The organism is Burkholderia sp. MSMB2157WGS, from assembly GCF_001532755.1.
Taxonomy (GTDB): Bacteria; Pseudomonadota; Gammaproteobacteria; order Burkholderiales; family Burkholderiaceae; genus Burkholderia.
The window spans coordinates 196,713-212,666 of sequence record NZ_LPJG01000053.1 but is presented as its reverse complement, the minus strand read 5'-3'; the positions used below and the strand labels follow the sequence as shown (position 1 = coordinate 212,666).

The window sequence follows — 15,954 nt, the reverse complement described above, 5'->3', positions numbered from 1 at the left end:
GTTCCTCCTCGTCGGGGTTAAAGCGCGAAATCCAGCAGATCGGCGGTGCGCAATTCGAGGCCGTGCCCGGCGCGCGTCGCGTCGATTTCCAGTGCGCCGTCGACGAGCGTCGGCGCGCCGTCGAACAGCATCCGCTCGAGGCGGACATGATCGTGAAACCATTCGACGTGGCGCAGGCGCGGCGCCGCGCAACCGATGTGCCGGTGCAGCGCGGGCGCGCAATGCGCGGACAAGCCGACGTGGTGCGCATCGGCGAGCGCGGCGGCCGCGAGAAAACCGCTGACGCCACCGCAGCGCGTCGCGTCGGCCTGCAGCACGTCGACCGCACGGCCTTCCAGCAAGCGCCGGAAATCGTCGGGCGTATACGCGTACTCGCCGGCCGCGACGTCGATGCGTGCGCCGACGTGCTCGCGCACGAATCGCAGCCCGGCGACGTCGTCGCTGCTGACGGGCTCCTCGAACCAGCGAACGTCGCAATCCGCGGCCGCTTGCGCGAACGCGAGCGCCGTGCGCGGCGCGTACGCGCCGTTCGCATCGACGAACAGGTCGACGTCAGGCCCGAGCGCATCGCGCGCCGCATGCACGCGCGCCGGATCGCGCGCATCCTGCACGCCGATCTTGATCTTGCATGCGTGCACGCGCTCGGCGCGCCATCCGTCGAGCTGCGCGGCGAGCGTCGGCGCATCGTAAGTCGTGAACCCGCCGCTGCCGTACACCGGCACGCGTTCGCGCAGGCGGCCCAGCAGCAGCGCGAGCGGCACGTCGGCGAGCTTCGCCTTCGCGTCCCACAGCGCGGCATCGAGCGCCGATATCGCGGTCGCCGCGATCCCGCTGCGGCCGACGTTGCGCACCGCGCGCCACAGCGCGTCGACGGCGGCCGGGATGTCCACCGCCGGCCGGTTGCGCAGCACGCCGGCCAACAGCGACGTGACGAGCGGCACGGCGCTCGCATCGGTGTACGTATAGCCGAGCCCCGTCACGGGCCCCGCGTCGATCTCGACGACGACGACCGTCGTCGCGGTCCATGCATAGGTGCCGTCGGCTTCGGGCCGGTCGGTCGGCACGCGGTACGCGCGAGCGCGCACGGCGTCGATCGCCGGCGCGGTGGAAAGGGCCATCTTTGCGCTCCGGTCTGCTTGCTTTTTGCTTGCGGAGAACCCGTGCAACCGCTGTGCCCGACGCATGCGGCGCGGCACGTGCCTTGCGCGGCTGCCTCGCATCGACTCATCCCGAACCAAGGAGAAACGGCATGGCGACAGTGGCGGATTTCATCGTCGAGCGGCTGTACGAGTGGGGCGTGCGCCGCATCTACGGCTACCCGGGCGACGGCATCAACGGTTTTTTCGGCGCGCTGAACCGCGCCGACGGCAAGATCGAATTCATCCAGGCGCGCCACGAGGAGATGGCGGCCTTCATGGCGTCCGCGCATGCAAAATTTACAGGCGAGCTCGGCGTATGCGTCGCGACGTCGGGCCCCGGCGCCGCCCACCTCGTGACCGGCCTGTACGACGCGAGGCTCGACCACATGCCGGTGCTCGCGATCGTCGGCCAGCAGGCGCGCGCGTCGCTCGGCGGCCACTATCAGCAGGAAGTGGATCTGCCGGCGCTTTACAAGGACGTTGCGGGCGCATTCGTTCAGCTTGCGACGGTGCCGGGCCAGGTGCGCCATCTGGTCGATCGCGCGGTGCGCACCGCGCTCGGCGCGCGCACGGTCACCGCGCTCGTGCTGCCGAACGACCTGCAGGAGCTCGACTACGCGCCGCCGAAACGCGCGCACGGCACCGTGCATTCGGGGGTCGGCTATACGGCGCCGAAAGTCGTGCCGTATGCGGACGACCTGCGGCGCGCGGCCGACGTGCTCAACGCGGGGTCGAAAGTCGCGCTGCTGGTCGGCGCCGGCGCGCTGCACGCGACCGACGAGGTCATCGCGGTGGCCGACCGGCTCGGCGCGGGTGCCGCGAAAGCGCTGCTCGGCAAGGCCGCGCTGCCGGACGACCTGCCGTGGGTCACCGGCTCGATCGGGCTGCTCGGCACCAAGCCGAGCTACGAGCTGATGACCGAATGCGACACGCTGCTGGTCGTCGGCTCCGGTTTTCCGTATTCGGAATTCCTGCCGAAGGAGGGCCAGGCGCGCGGCGTGCAGATCGACCTGAAGGCCGACATGCTGAGCCTGCGCTACCCGATGGAAGTCAATCTGGTCGGCGACAGCGCCGAGACGCTGCGCGCGCTGCTGCCGCTGCTGAACGAGCGTCGCGATACCGCGTGGCGCGACCGGATCGCGAAATGGAACCACGACTGGCACGAGACGCTCGCGGCCCGCGCGGCCGCGAAAGCCAGCGCGGGGCGTGGCGTCAATCCGCAGCGCGCGTTTACCGAGCTGTCGCCGCGCCTGCCCGACGACGTGATCCTGACGAGCGATTCGGGCTCCTGCGCAAACTGGTATGCACGCGACCTGACGATGCGGCGCGGGATGATGGGCTCGCTGTCCGGCGGGCTCGCGTCGATGGGCGCCGCGGTGCCCTATGCGATCGCCGCGAAATTCGCGCATCCGGTGCGCCCGGTGATCGCGATGGTCGGCGACGGCGCGATGCAGATGAACAACATGGCCGAGCTGATCACGGTCGCCAAATACTGGCGCCAGTGGCCCGACCCGCGCTGGATCTGCATGGTGCTGAACAACGAGGACCTGAACCAGGTCACGTGGGAGCAGCGCGTGATGGAGGGCGACCCGAAGTTCGACGCGTCGCAGCAGATCCCGAACGTGCCGTACTACCGCTTCGCGACGCTGCTCGGCCTCAAGGGCATCTACGTCGACGATCCCGAGCAGCTCGGCGCCGCGTGGGACGAGGCGCTCGCGTCCGACCGGCCGGTCGTGCTCGAAGTGAAGAGCGACCCCGAGGTGCCGCCGCTGCCGCCGCACGTGACGCTGCAGCAAGCGAAGCATTTCGCCGAAATGCTGGTGAAGGGCGACGCGCGCGAAGCCAACGTGATCGTCGAGACCGCGCGGCAGGTGCTGTCGGCCGTGCTGCCCGGCAACGGCGAACACGGCGACAAGGCCGGCAACGGAGGGAAAGGCGAATCGTAAGGCGGGCACGCGCGGGACGACGCGGCTAGTCGATGTCGACGTCGTCCCGCCCGTCGCCGTGCAGCGCGAGCGCCGCATTCACGAGCCCGACCTGCGCGAGCGTGAACGGAAAATTCCCGCATAGGCGCCGCGCGTTCACGTCGTACTCCTCGGACAGCAGCCCGACGTCGTTGCGCAAGCCGAGCAGCCGCTCGAACAGCGCGTGCGCGTCGTCGTCGCGCCGCTGCAGCCGGTACACCTGCACGAGCCAGAAGCCGGCCGCGAGAAACGCGCCTTCGTCGCCCTCGCAGCCGTCCGCGAAACGCGGCGGGCGATAGCGGAACGGCAAGCCGTCGTCGACCAGCTCCCGCTCGATCGCGGCGACCGTCGCGACCACGCGCGGGTCGGTCGCGTCGAGCATCCCGGTGAGCGGAATCAGCAGCAGGCTGACGTCGATGCCGTCGCCGTCGAAACGGTCGACGAAGCGGCCGAGCTGCGCGTGGTAGCCTCGCTCAAGCACCTCCGCGCGCACCGCGTCGGCCCAGCGCCGCCACACGTCGAGCGGCGCGTGATGGCCGAACGCGCGCGCGGAGCGGTACGCGCTTTCGACCGCGGCCCACACCATCACCTTCGACGACGTGAACGGGTGCCGCCCGCTGCGCACCTCCCAGATACCTTCGTCCGGCTCGCGCCAGATCGTCGCGAGATGTTCGAGCAGGCGCCGCTCGAGCGTCCACGCGTCGTCGTCGGGCGGCAGCCCGTGCCGGCGCGCCTGATACAGCGCGCCGAGCACCTCGCCGTACACGTCGAGCTGCAACTGGTCGGCCGCCGCGTTGCCGAAACGCACCGGCCGCGCGCCTTCGTAGCCGGCCAGATGCGCGGCCTCCCATTCGGACGCGCGCCGCCCGCCATCGGCCGCATACAGCACCTGCAGTTGCGACGGATGATCGGCGATCGCCCGCACGAGCCAGTCGCGCCAGCGCGCGGCTTCGTCGCGATGACCGCAGCGCACCAGCGCGCGCAGCGTGAAACTCGCATCGCGCAGCCAGCAGAACCGGTAGTCCCAGTTGCGCGCGCCGCCGAAGCGCTCGGGCAACGAACTGGTCGGCGCCGCGACGATGCCGCCGGTGCGCAGGCTCGACAGCAGTTTGATCGTGATCAGCGCACGTTCGACCGCGTCGCGATACGGGCCGTCGGCCGCGTTGCAATTCGACCAGACGCGCCAGAATGCCTGCGTGTCGCGCAGCGACGCATACGCGTCGGGCACGGCCGGCGCCGGGTCGAACGAACGCGCGTAACTGATGCAGAAATCCGTCCGCTCGCCCGCCGAGATCCGGCGCGTGCCGACGAGCCGGTCGCTCTGCACGTCGAGCCGCGCATCCGTGTCGAGCCACATCGCGTCGCCGCCCGTCATCATCCTCCAGCGCCGGCCGAAACGCCGGCACCACGGCAGCGCGCCGCCGTAGTCGAAGCGCACGCCGAGATCGACGTCGACGTCGACCGTCCCGCGCACGCCGCACACGCTGCGGATCAGGCACGGATCGCGTGCGTTCCAGCTCATCCAGTCGGTGATCGCGATGCAGCCGGACGGCGTGTCGAACGTCGTCTCGAGTATCGCGGTGCCCGGCAGATAGCGCCGCGTCACGCGCGCATCCGGCTCGCCCGGCGCGATCCGGAACCGGCCGTTGTCCGGCGTGCCGACGAGCGCAGCGAAGCACGGCGGCGAATTGAAGTCCGGCCAGCACAGCCAGTCGATGCTGCCGTCGCGGGCGACGAGCGCCGCGCTGCGGCCGTCGCCGACGAGCGCGTAATCCTCGATCCGCATCGCGCTCACCGGTTCCGCTTACGCGCGACGGCAACCGCGGTCGCGAGCACGGCGACCGCTGCGCCGAACGCGAGCGCACGCGACGCGCCGAGCCCGGCCTCGACGCCGGTGCGGCACGCTTCGTCGGTGAACGCGCCGCGCGTCGCATGGCCGCCGGGCACGCTCGTCCACAGGTTCGACGGGCGCGGGCCGGCAGGCGCGGCGCGCTGCTGGCCGCGCACCGCCGTGCGTGCGAGATAGCGGTCGAACAAGCCGGGCGCGATACCGTTCGCAACGATCGCCGCGAGCGACGACCAGCCGACCCAGCGTTCGCGGCACGGATGCCGCGCGGCATGCACGATCGCATCGGCCGCCACCTCCGGCGCATAGACCGGCGCGACCGGACGCGGTGCGTGCGGCAGCGCGGATTCGGCCCAGTCGAACTGCGGTGTGTCGATCGCGGGTAATTGCACCATCGTCACGCGCACACGGCTGTGCGCATGCAGCAGCTCGCAGCGCAGCGCGTCGGTAAAGCCGCGGATCGCGTGTTTCGCGCCGCAGTACGGCGCTTGCAGCGGAATCGACCGGTACGCGAGCGCGGAGCCGACCTGTACGATCGTGCCGCGGTTGCGCGGCCCCATTCGCGCAAGCGCGGCCCGCGTGCCGTATACGCAGCCGAGGTAGGTCACGGCCGTCACGCGCGCATAGTCTTCCGGCGAAATTGCGTCGAACGGAGCGAACACGGTGACCATCGCGTTGTTGACCCACACGTCGAGCGGCCCGAGCTCGCGTTCGATCCGCTCGGCGGCCGCGTCGAGCGCGGCCGCATCGCTGACGTCGACGGCGATCGGCAGCGCCCGGACGCCGTACGCCCGCACCTCGCACGCGGTGTCGTGCAGTGCATCCGGGTCGCGAGCAAGCAGCGCGACGTTCGCGCCGCACCGCGCGAACGCGTGGGCGGTCGCGCGGCCGACGCCGGCGCTCGCGCCGGTGATCGCGACGGTCTTCACGGTCGGTTCCTCCCGTTTCCGATGAGGGCCGGCATGCGGACGAAGCTTTTGCGCCGCAGCGTGCCGGAACGCGATCGGCGCAGCAAACGACATGCCGCCGGCGATGCGGACCCATGCGGACCGTATCGCGCCGGCGCGCGCCGTGAACGGCCACCCGATTTACAAACCGGCTGTAACGCACCGGCGCGTTGCGTGCGCCATTGCGCGTTGCCGCAGCCGCCTGCGTGCGAGCCGCGTACGCACGGAACTTGCTCCGCCGCGAACGGCTTTGGTCATGCCGCCGCCATCGGCAAGGAGTCGCGTTTGCTCGTTCCGCTGCCCAGAAAAACGCGTCGTATCGCATGCATCGCACCGTTCGCGTGGGCGGTCGCGCCGCTCGTCGCGCGCGCGGCCGCCGAGCCTGCGGCGCCCGGCAATAATCCGACCGCGCCGCTGCCGCTCGCCTACGTCGTGCACGCGGCCGGCCCCGCCGCGCAGCCGGTCTTCGTGCTCGGCTGGGCGCTGCTCACGCTGTGCCTGTTCGTCTGCGTCGCGATCGCCGTGCTGCTGCTGATCGCGCTGTTTCGCCGTCGCGCGCGGGCGGGCGGCGGCCACGGCAGCGGGCTGACGATCGTGACCGTGGGCTCGGCGATCTCGATCCTGCTGCTGTTCGGCGCGCTCGTCTACATGCTGCGCGTGCTCGGCGCGATCGCGACGCCGCCGCGCCCGCCCGCGCTGACGATCGCGGTAACCGCGCACGACTGGTGGTGGGCCGTTCGTTATCCCGACGATGCCGACGGCCCGGCCTTCGTCACCGCGAACGAAATCCATATTCCGGTGGGCGAGCCGGTCGCGATCGAACTGAAGAGCGCCGACGTGATCCATGCGTTCTGGGTGCCGCAACTCGCCGGCAAGACCCAGACGATTCCCGGCCAGACCAATCGCCAGTGGCTGCAGGCTGACCGGCCTGGCATCTATCGCGGGCAGTGCTCGCAATACTGCGGCGCGCAGCATGCACACATGGCGTTCGAAGTCGTGGCCGAGCCGCCGGCCGCGTTTCGTGCGTGGCTCGCCGCGCAACGCCAACCGGCCCAGGTGCCTGAGGCCAGCGCGGAGCGTCGCGGCCAACGCGTGTTCGCCGCGCGCTGCGCGGGCTGCCACGCGGTGCGCGGCACCGACGCAACGGGCGACGCGGGCCCCGATCTCACGCACGTCGGCACGCGCCGGCTGCTCGCGGCCGGCACGCTCGACAACACGCCCGACGACCTGCGCCGCTGGATCGCGCATGCGCAGCAGATCAAGCCGCAATCGCTGATGCCGTCGATCGCGCTCGCGCCGCGCGACGCCGACGATCTCGCCGCGTATCTCGCGACGCTGCACTGAACCGAGGATGCCGATGGCCATCGCCCGCGACACGCCCACCCCGCTCAGCCGCGTACCCGATCTCGGCGAAGCGCCGCCCGGTTCCGCGCACGAGCGCGCGCTGGCCGAGCAGTGGGAATCGGAACCCGGCTGGCGCGGCTGGCTCGGCACCGTCGATCACAAACGCATCGGGCTGCGCTACATCGTCACCGCGTTCGCGTTCCTGCTGCTCGGCGGCGTCGAGGCGCTCGTGATGCGCATCCAGCTCGCGCGGCCGAACGCGACGCTGCTCACGCCCGCGCAATACGATTCGCTGTTCACGATGCACGGCGTCACGATGATCTTCCTGTACGCGCTGCCGGTACTGTCCGGTTTCGCGAACTACCTGTGGCCGCTGATGCTCGGCTCGCGCGACATGGCGTTTCCGCGGCTCAATGCGTTCTCGTACTGGGCGTTCCTGTTCGCCGGGCTGTTCCTGTACGCGAGCTTTCCGCTCGGCGCGGTGCCGGACGGCGGCTGGTTCAACTACGTGCCGCTCACGTCGCTCGACTACAGCGCCGGCGCGAACATCGACATCTACGCGCTCGGGATGATCCTGCTCGGCATCTCGACGACGGGCGGCGCCGCGAACTTCGTCGTCACGCTGCTGCGAATGCGCGCGCACGGCATGTCGATCGACCGGCTGCCGATCATCGTGTGGGGCACGCTGACCGCGTCGGTCGCGAACCTGGTCGCGGTGCCGTCGGTGAGCCTCGCGTTCCTGCTGCTGTGGCTCGACCGCAATGCGGGCACGCACTTCTTCGACGTCGCGCACGGCGGCCGGCCGCTGTTGTGGCAGCACCTGTTCTGGATGTTCGCGCATCCGTGGGTCTACGTGGTCGTGCTGCCGGCGATGGGGATCGTGTCCGATGCGCTGCCGACCTTCTGCCGGCGGCCGCTCGTCGCGTACGAGGCCGTCGCGGTGTCGACCGTCGCGACGATGCTGATCGGCTTCGAGGTGTGGGTCCATCACATGTTCGCGACGGGCATCGCGCCGCTTGCGCTCGCGTTCTTCGGCGCCGCGAGCATGCTGATCTCGATTCCGAGCGCGGTCGCGGTGTTCGCGTGGATCGCGACGATCTGGACCGGCCGCCCCGTGTTCCGCACGCCGTTCCTGTATTTCGCGGGCTTCGTGCTGATGTTCGTGATCGGCGGCGTGTCGGGCGTGATGACCGCGGCCGTGCCGCTCGACTGGCAGCTCACCGATACGTACTTCGTCGTCGCGCACCTGCATTACGTGCTGCTCGGCATCAACGTGTTTCCGGTGCTCGGCGGCGTCGCGTACTGGTTCCCGAAGTTCACCGGGCGGATGATGAACGAGCGGTTCGGCCGCTGGACCTTCTGGGTCGTGCTGGTCGGCTTCAATCTCGGCTTCTTCCCGATGCACGTGTCGGGGCTGCTCGGGATGCCGCGCCGCATCTATACCTATCCGTCCGGAATGGGCTGGGATACGTCGAACCTGCTGACGACGATCGGCTCGTTCGTGTTCGGGATCGGCATCGTGATGTTCGTCGTCAATGCGCTGGTGAGCGCGCGGCGCGGCGCGCGCGCCGGCGACAACCCGTGGGGCGGCGCCGGCCTCGAATGGTCGGTCGCGTCGCCGACGCCCGTGTACAACTTCGCGGTGCTGCCGCTCGTCGCGTCGCGGCATCCGCTGTGGGAAACGCGCGACGATCCGGCGCGCACCAGCCTGCGGGTCGGCTACCGGCTCGCGGACGGGCGCGAGGCGCTCGCGGTCACGCCGCTCGCCGCGGCACCCAGCGCGATCCTGAAGATGCCCGAAGACAGTTGCGTGCCGTTCGTGCTCGCGCTACTGGCGACCGCCGTGTTCGCGGCGATGCTCGCGCGCTCGCCGACCCTCGTCTGCGCGGCCGTCGCCGGGTGCGCGATCGCCACCGCCGCGTGGCTGTGGCCGCGCCGCACGCTCGGGCAGCGCGCGCGCCTGCCGGCCCGCGCCGACACGCAGGCGCCCGCCGCGGCCGCCGGGCCGCATCCGGACGAGCCGCCGTCGGCAACGGCGCCGGCCGGCGCGCCGGCCGCGTACATCGAGCCGCTGCCGGTCGGCAGTTGCGGCGAGCGCGCGGGCGGCTGGTGGGGCGTGCTCACGCTGATCGTGACCGAGGCCGGGCTGTTCGGCTACCTGCTGTTCTGCTATTTCTACCTGCAGTCGCAATGGTCCGCACCGTGGCCGCCGGAAGGGATGCCGAAGATCGGGCTCGCAGCCGCCAACACGGTCGTGCTGCTGTCGAGCAGCGTGTTCGTGTGGCTCGCGGAACGCGCGGTGCGCGCCGACAGGCAGGCGCGCGCGGTGGCGATGCTCGTCGTCGCGCTGGTGCTCGGCGCCGCGTTCGCGCTGGTCCAGTGGCACGAATGGCGCGACCATCCGTACGGCCCGACCGCGCATCTGTACGGCAGCCTCTACTTCACGATCACCGGGTTCCACCTCGCGCACGTCGTGGCCGGCCTCGCGATCCTCGCGCTGCTCGCCGGGTGGACGGCCGCCGGTTTCTTCAGCCGCGAGCGACGCGTCGCGCTGACGGTCGGCGGGCTCTACTGGCACTTCGTCGACATCGTGTGGCTGTTCATCTTCACCGCGCTGTACGTATCGCCGTTCTGGCTGAGGAGTACCGGATGAACGACACACGCCGCGCGTGGACACCGCTGCTCGCGATCGCGGCCGGCCTCGTCGGCGCGCCCGCGCTGTGGTTCGCGCAGATGCTCGTGTCGGAGACGCTCGCGTCCACCGCGTGCTATCCGCTCGGCGTCGCGCAGGCCGCGCCGCGCTGGGCGCACGTCGGCGTGTGGCTCGCGCTGATCGCGGCGGGCGCGTTCGCGCTGGCCGCGGCCTGCGCGACGTGGCTCGCGCGCGCGTGGCGGCGCCGGCACGATGCCGAAGCGCCCGCCGCGACGCGCGACGACAGTACGCGCTTTCTCGCGCGCTGCGGGATGCTCGCCGCGCTCGGCTTCGTGATCGGTCTGGTGTTTACGGGGATCGTCACCGCTTTCGTGGGGCCTTGCAGCCCATGGCGCTGATCTCGTTCGCTTCGTTCCCGTTCCGGGCTCCGGGCCGCCGCGCAGGGGTCGCGTTCGCGGTATGCGTCGCGCTCGGCGGATGCGACATGCAGCATGACGACAACACCGCCGCACCCGCCGATGCGGCCGACACCGCGTCGGCGGCGCAAGCGCCTGAACCCGCGTCGGGCTGGCGGTTCGTGCGGATTCGCACGGCGGCGGCCGATGCCGGCGCGTCGATGTCCGCTCGTGTGCGAAACGATCCACGCCTTTCCCGGTCGCGGGAGGCGGGGGCGGCGGATTCCGGCGCATCTGGCGCATCCGGCACATCTGGCGCGGCCGCCCAGCCGCCGCATGCGGCATCCGCTTCGACCGCCCGCCGCCCGGCGATCGCCGCGGCTGCCGCGAGCGCCGATGCCGCGACGCTCGCGCGCGGCCGCTACCTCGCGCTCGCCGGCGATTGCGCCGCATGCCACGACGCGGCCGACCATACGCCGTACGCGGGCGGCCAGCCGGTGAATTCGCCGTTCGGGCCGATCTACGCGCCGAACATCACGCCGGACCCGACGCACGGAATCGGCCACTACACGCTGCGCCAGTTCGACGATGCGTTGCGGCGCGGCGTGCGCGCGGACGGCAGCCGGCTGTATCCGGCGATGCCCTACCCGTCGCTCGCGCACCTGAGCGACGACGACGTGCGCGCGTTGTATGCGTATTTCATGCGCGGCGTCTCGCCCTCCCCGAACGCGGCGAAACTCACACAGTTGCCGTTTCCGTTCAACCAGCGCTGGGCGCTCGGACTGTGGAGCCTCGCATTCGCGAACCGCGAGCGGTTCGCGCCGCAGCCGTCGCGATCGGCGGAGTGGAATCGCGGCGCCTATCTCGTGCAGGGGCTCGGCCATTGCGGCGCGTGCCATACGCCGCGCGGGCCGGCCTACAACGAACGCGGCTACGACGAGCGCAGCCCCGCGTTCCTCACCGGCGGCATCAACGATCACTGGTTCGCGCCGAACCTGACCGGCGCGGACCCGGACGGCCTCGGCCGCTGGTCGGCCGACGACATCGCCGCGTTCCTGCGCAGCGGCCATGCGGCGCGCGGCGCGGTGTTCGGCGCGATGGCGCCGGTCGTCGGCGAAAGCACCGCGTTGCTGACCGATGCCGACCGCCATGCGATGGCGGTGTACCTGAAGTCGTTGCCGGCGCAACCGACTGCGGCGACGAATCCGCTCGCGGTCGGCGTGCCGCGGCTGACGGTGGCCGGCCCGCGTCCGGAAAGCGGCCAGCAGGCGCCGGGAGCCGGCGTGTATGCGGGGTTCTGTGCGCGTTGCCACGGGGCCGAAGGTCAAGGCGTCCCCGATCGCGGGCCGGCGCTCGCGGGCAGTTCGATCGTGCTCGCAGCCGATCCGACCAGCACGATCCGGATCGTGGTCGAAGGTGCGCGGCCCACGCCGGGGAAGCCAGGGCCGGTGCAGCGGATGCCGGCGATGCGCGGCGCGCTGACGAGCGGCGAGATCGCCGCGGTGGTCAGCTACGTGCGCGGTGCGTGGGGAAATCGGGCTGCGCCGGTGTCGGAGCGGGATGTGAGGCGGTTGCGGGGGGCAATCAAGCGGTAGCGTCGAGCTGCGCTGCGCGCAGGGCTTCGCGCGATGCCGGCCGGATCGATACGGGCAGGCCCGGCGCGAAAGTTCCCGCCCGGCCCTGACGACATCACCCGTGGGCCACCGCCCGTGCTGGCGAACGCGTGCGCGCCCGGTGATCCTGACTGCCATGGCGACGGTGCTCGCGTTCATTCCCCTGACCCATTCGGTGTTCTGGGGAACGCTCGCGTACACGCTGATCTACGGCACGTTCGCCGGCACGGTGCTGACGCTGGTGTTCCCGCCGGCCATGTACGCGATTTGGTTCCGGATCCGGCCCGGACATGCCGCCGGCTCGCTCGACGCGGCGCGGGCGGCCTGCGCCGCCCGCATCGACATGCACGGCAACCGCGACGCACCGCGGCCCCCCCGTCCGTCACTTGCACGAGTAGTTCGCCGCGTCCCTGATCGACCCCGAGCCGATGTACGTGGCCTTCGTCGGATACATGCACACCGGCTGGCTCGCGCTGCCGTCCGCCGACGTGAGGTCGATGCGGGCCGGCGCCTGCCCGTGCTCGACCCAGTCGACCAGCCGCGCGTACAGATCCTGACGGTCCGCATGCGGCAGCGGCACCGTATTCGCCGTCTGCGCGGGGCCGGCCGTGCCGTTCACTCCCCCGTAGCCGCTGCAGTGCCCCATGCCTGGCACGAGGAACAGCCGGTCGAACTGCTGCACCGCCGGTATGCCGCCCATCCGGCTCGCGACGCGTTCGTAGTAGTTGATGCTGCCCGACGGCGTGATCAGCGGATCGGCAAGACCGTGATAGTGCAGGACCTTCGCACCGGCCCGCACGAGACCCGACAGGTCCGGGTTGTCCGTATTGATGTTGCCGAACGACGGCTGCAGCGCGATACCCTGATCGTACGCATGCGCAAGACCTGCATAGCCGAGGCGCTTCCACTGGTTCGCGCCGTTGCCGGTCGCGTTTGCGAAGCCGGCGCCGGCGATCGTCGGATCCTGCAGCTCCAGCGCGACGAGGTCGGTCGAGATGCTGAACGGGGTCGCGCCGGCCAGCGCGCCGGTGCCCGTGCCGCGCATCAGCCCGAACCACATCTGGTTGCCGGCGAGCGACGTCGCCGTGCCGGTGTCGAGCGCCGGGCTCGGCACCGAGCCGTCGCGCGTCATCCCGTACCAGGTCTTGTTCATCGCGCTCGCCTGCGCGGCCGTCACGCACGCGGCCGTCGTATTCGTTCCGGTGACGGTGCCGACCGTCACGCCCGCGCACAGCACGCTCGCATCCTGCGTCGGATCGTAGCGGCATTGCGCGGGATCCATCAGGTAGCCGAGGTGCTGGCCGGCGACCGCATCGCATGCGCTGACGGCCGCGCCCGACAGCAACGCCTGTTGTGCATCGGTCAACGTCGCGCCGCCGAGATCGGTTTGCGCGACGACCTGCGGATACAGTTCGCCGGTGATGAACTTCGACCAGTTGAACGCGGGGGCGCCGGTCAGGTAGCCGTCGTAGTCGGACGGGTTGTTCTGCGCTTCGTTGTAGCCCTGCCGGCCGCCGGTCGAGCAGCCGTCCCAGTACGCATACTTCTGCGGCGCCGCGTAATAGGCGGCGGCCAGCGCCTTGGTCTTCAGCGCCAGCTCGTGCAGGCTGCGCTGCGCGAAGTCCGTCCACAGCGTCGTGTTGATCGTGCCGTCGGGATTCATCGCGAACGAGCCGTTCTGGATCGTGTGCCCGGTATCCGTCGTGCCGACCACCGCGCCCTCGGACGCCGCGATCGTCGCGGCGCTCGGCGTGCCGCCCGCGCTGGCGATCTTCGTCGGGTCGCCGTACGCACCGCCCTGCCACCCGCCGCCGCCGAGGTTGTGAATCCTGCGATTCCAGTTCGACGGCGCGGGCAGCCAGATTTCCATTCCGATGCCGGCCGACGTCGACGGCGCGCCCGACGGGCCCGCGTTGCCGGGGCCGACGTTCAGCTTGACGAGACACAGATCGTTGCCGGCGACGGGCGTCGCGGAGGTGACGGCGGACGCATCGAGCGCCAGTGGATCGCCCGCCTTGAACGACTTCACCGCGATCACCGTCGTGTTCGCATCCGGCGCGAATCGCGCCTTCATCGTCTGATCGCAGGTCAACGCGGCGTCGGCCGTGCCGCCTCCTGCATTCCGGGCTTCGTCGTCATTGCAACCGGACACCATCAGCATGCCGGCCGCGGACGCCGCGACAGCCATGCCGAAACACCATCCACCACGACGGGTTCTACCGTTGAGCATCGACACCATTGCATCCCTCCGTTCTCTCTCGATCGATTTGCGTATAGGGAAAGCCGATACCCGCGCGAAAACCGCGGGCATCGCATTGCATCGCATGCCGGGCCGCTCATGCGTCGCCCGACACGTCCGGTCAGAACATGTGCCGGATTCCGGCCATCACGCCGACCTGGTTTTGCCCCGGCGCGGGCGTCGTGCCGCCCCCGCCGGCGCTGACCGTGAATGCCGCGTGCGCGCTGTTGGCGAGGTACGCACCCTGCAGGTACACGGCGGATCGTTTCGACAGGAAATAGGTGCCGCGCAGCGCGCCGAGCGTCGCGCGCGCATCCTGGCCGGACACGTTCACGTGATAGACGCCGCCATCGGCGACGAACGCCGGCGTCACGTAGTAGCTCGCGGTGAGGTAGTAGATGTTCGAGTGCAGGTTCGGACCGCCCGACGCGCCGGCGTCGGCCCAACGGCCGATCCAGCCGCCGCCGAGCTTCATGCCGAATGCGTTCACGTAGCCGTTGACCTGCGCGCGGTCGTCGCGGTCGCCGTTCGACGCGAGCGGGACCGGCTTCACGCCGTCGAAGAAATTCGCGGCCGCGGTCGCGCTGCCGCCGCGCTGCTCCTCGTACGATGCCGCGATCCCGAACGCGGTCGAGTCGTACTTCAGCATCGCGGACCACAGGCGGCACGCGGTCGTGTCGCCGGGCGTCTGGCCCGCGCAGGTGCCTTGCCCCGGCGAGTTGCCGGTGCCGGCCGAATCGCGGCCGAACGAATACATCGCTCCGGCCGTGAAGCCGCCGAACTTGCCGCGCCATGCGACCGCGTTGTCCGCGCGCCCGTTCGGAATGTATGCGTCGAGCGACGGGAGCCCGTAGATGTTCGGGCCGAGCAGATCCGCGTCGAGCACCGCGTAGTACGTCATCGTGTACTGACGGCCGAACGACAGCGTGCCGTACGGGCTTTCGATCCCCACCCAGCTTTGCCGGCCGAACAGACGGCCGCCCTGCCCCATCGTGCCGTTGCCGACGTTGAAGCCGCTTTCGAGCGCGAACACGGCCTTGTAGCCGCCGCCGAGATCCTCCGCACCACGCAACCCCCAGCGCGACGGCAGCTCGCCGGTAATCGACGGCATCCGCACGATGCCCTTGCCCTGCGCATTCGCGTGCGACACGTATTCGACGCCCGTATCGAGAATGCCGTACAACGTCACGCTGCCTTGCGCGAAACCGGTCGTTGCGATTCCGAACAAAGCTCCGCCGACGAGATGCCGAAGTCTCATGCTGTCTCCAAACCTTTTGATGGTCGATTCTGTTTATATGTAGAGCTGATTGATCGCATCGACCGGCCGGACGGGCGATGCGCCGCCGCGACTAGGGCCGCAGCACCGCCACCGCCTTGATCTCGACGATATAGCCGGGCGAGCCGCCGAGCATGTGCGCGCCGGTCGCGGTCCATGCCGGCCGCGGATGCGCATGGAAATAGCGGTCGCGTACCTGCATGAACAACGGCAGGTCGCGCATGTCGGTATGGAAGGTCATGAGATCGACCACGTCGTCGAACGACGCGCCGCAGGCGTCCAGTACGCGCTTGAGGTTCTCGAAGGCCTGCACGATCTGGGCTTCGCGGCCCTCGACCAACTGCATCGCCGCGTCGCGGCCGATCTGGCCGGATACGTAAACGGTATCGCCGACCTTGATCGCCGGCGCATAGCCGATTTTTTCGTATACGGCCTCCATGCCGGCCGGGATGATCGCTTCGCGTTTGCTCATGAGTGTCTCCGTGGCCGGGCTTGCCGCGCCGGCCTGTTGTGTCATGGTCGTCGTGCACCAGGCCGC

The 15,954-nt window shown here is 70.4% G+C and carries 11 protein-coding genes and 1 pseudogene; 6 read left to right on the top strand and 6 right to left on the bottom strand.

Annotated features, from left to right (window positions below; genetic code table 11):
* Positions 1–17 precede the first annotated feature (17 nt).
* Positions 18–1,118, bottom strand: a complete 1,101-nt coding sequence (locus WT53_RS30475; RefSeq protein WP_034209200.1) for an enolase C-terminal domain-like protein — start codon at positions 1,116–1,118, stop codon at positions 18–20.
* Positions 1,119–1,249: 131 nt separating this feature from the next.
* Between WT53_RS30475 and WT53_RS30470 the strand changes: the two genes are divergently transcribed.
* Complete coding sequence (locus WT53_RS30470; protein WP_034209201.1) at positions 1,250–3,085, top strand: thiamine pyrophosphate-requiring protein; 1,836 nt, start codon at positions 1,250–1,252, stop codon at positions 3,083–3,085.
* 25 nt (positions 3,086–3,110) lie between these two features.
* Here WT53_RS30470 and WT53_RS30465 read toward each other — a convergent pair whose 3' ends face one another.
* Positions 3,111–4,889 (bottom strand): glycoside hydrolase family 15 protein, encoded by a 1,779-nt coding sequence (locus WT53_RS30465; protein WP_034209486.1) that lies wholly within the window; start codon positions 4,887–4,889, stop codon positions 3,111–3,113.
* Positions 4,890–4,894: 5 nt separating this feature from the next.
* The gene (locus tag WT53_RS30460; protein ID WP_034209487.1) at positions 4,895–5,878 is read right to left on the bottom strand and encodes an SDR family oxidoreductase; all 984 of its coding nucleotides are present in this window, start codon (positions 5,876–5,878) and stop codon (positions 4,895–4,897) included.
* A 303-nt stretch (positions 5,879–6,181) separates the two neighbouring features.
* Between WT53_RS30460 and coxB the strand changes: the two genes are divergently transcribed.
* The 5 genes and pseudogenes from coxB to WT53_RS33185 all read left to right on the top strand — a co-directional run.
* Complete coding sequence (gene coxB / locus WT53_RS30455; RefSeq protein WP_060262582.1) at positions 6,182–7,240, top strand: cytochrome c oxidase subunit II; 1,059 nt, start codon at positions 6,182–6,184, stop codon at positions 7,238–7,240.
* Positions 7,241–7,253: 13 nt separating this feature from the next.
* The gene (ctaD, locus tag WT53_RS30450; RefSeq protein WP_034209203.1) at positions 7,254–9,893 is read left to right on the top strand and encodes a cytochrome c oxidase subunit I; all 2,640 of its coding nucleotides are present in this window, start codon (positions 7,254–7,256) and stop codon (positions 9,891–9,893) included.
* Positions 9,890–10,291 carry a hypothetical protein gene (locus WT53_RS30445; protein ID WP_034209204.1) on the top strand — a complete coding sequence of 134 codons (402 nt, stop codon included), beginning with the start codon at positions 9,890–9,892 and terminating at the stop codon, positions 10,289–10,291. The genes ctaD and WT53_RS30445 overlap by 4 nt, the downstream gene beginning before the upstream one ends.
* Positions 10,282–11,883 carry a cytochrome c gene (locus tag WT53_RS30440; protein WP_034209205.1) on the top strand — a complete coding sequence of 534 codons (1,602 nt, stop codon included), beginning with the start codon at positions 10,282–10,284 and terminating at the stop codon, positions 11,881–11,883. Before WT53_RS30445 ends, WT53_RS30440 begins: the two co-directional genes overlap by 10 nt.
* 127 nt (positions 11,884–12,010) lie before the next feature.
* Positions 12,011–12,199: pseudogene (locus tag WT53_RS33185) on the top strand (hypothetical protein); the annotation flags it as partial.
* An 84-nt stretch (positions 12,200–12,283) separates the two neighbouring features.
* Here the strand turns inward: WT53_RS33185 and WT53_RS30435 are convergent.
* From WT53_RS30435 to WT53_RS30425, 3 genes are all read right to left on the bottom strand, one after another.
* Positions 12,284–14,089, bottom strand: coding sequence for a tannase/feruloyl esterase family alpha/beta hydrolase (locus tag WT53_RS30435; protein WP_230624960.1), 1,806 nt, complete (start codon positions 14,087–14,089; stop codon positions 12,284–12,286).
* A gap of 172 nt (positions 14,090–14,261) precedes the next feature.
* A complete protein-coding gene (locus WT53_RS30430) occupies positions 14,262–15,398 on the bottom strand; it encodes a porin (protein WP_052100418.1) in 1,137 nt (378 codons plus the stop codon).
* 91 nt (positions 15,399–15,489) lie between these two features.
* Entirely contained in the window at positions 15,490–15,888 is a 399-nt protein-coding gene (locus WT53_RS30425) for a RidA family protein (RefSeq protein WP_034209207.1), read from the bottom strand.
* Positions 15,889–15,954 lie beyond the last annotated feature (66 nt).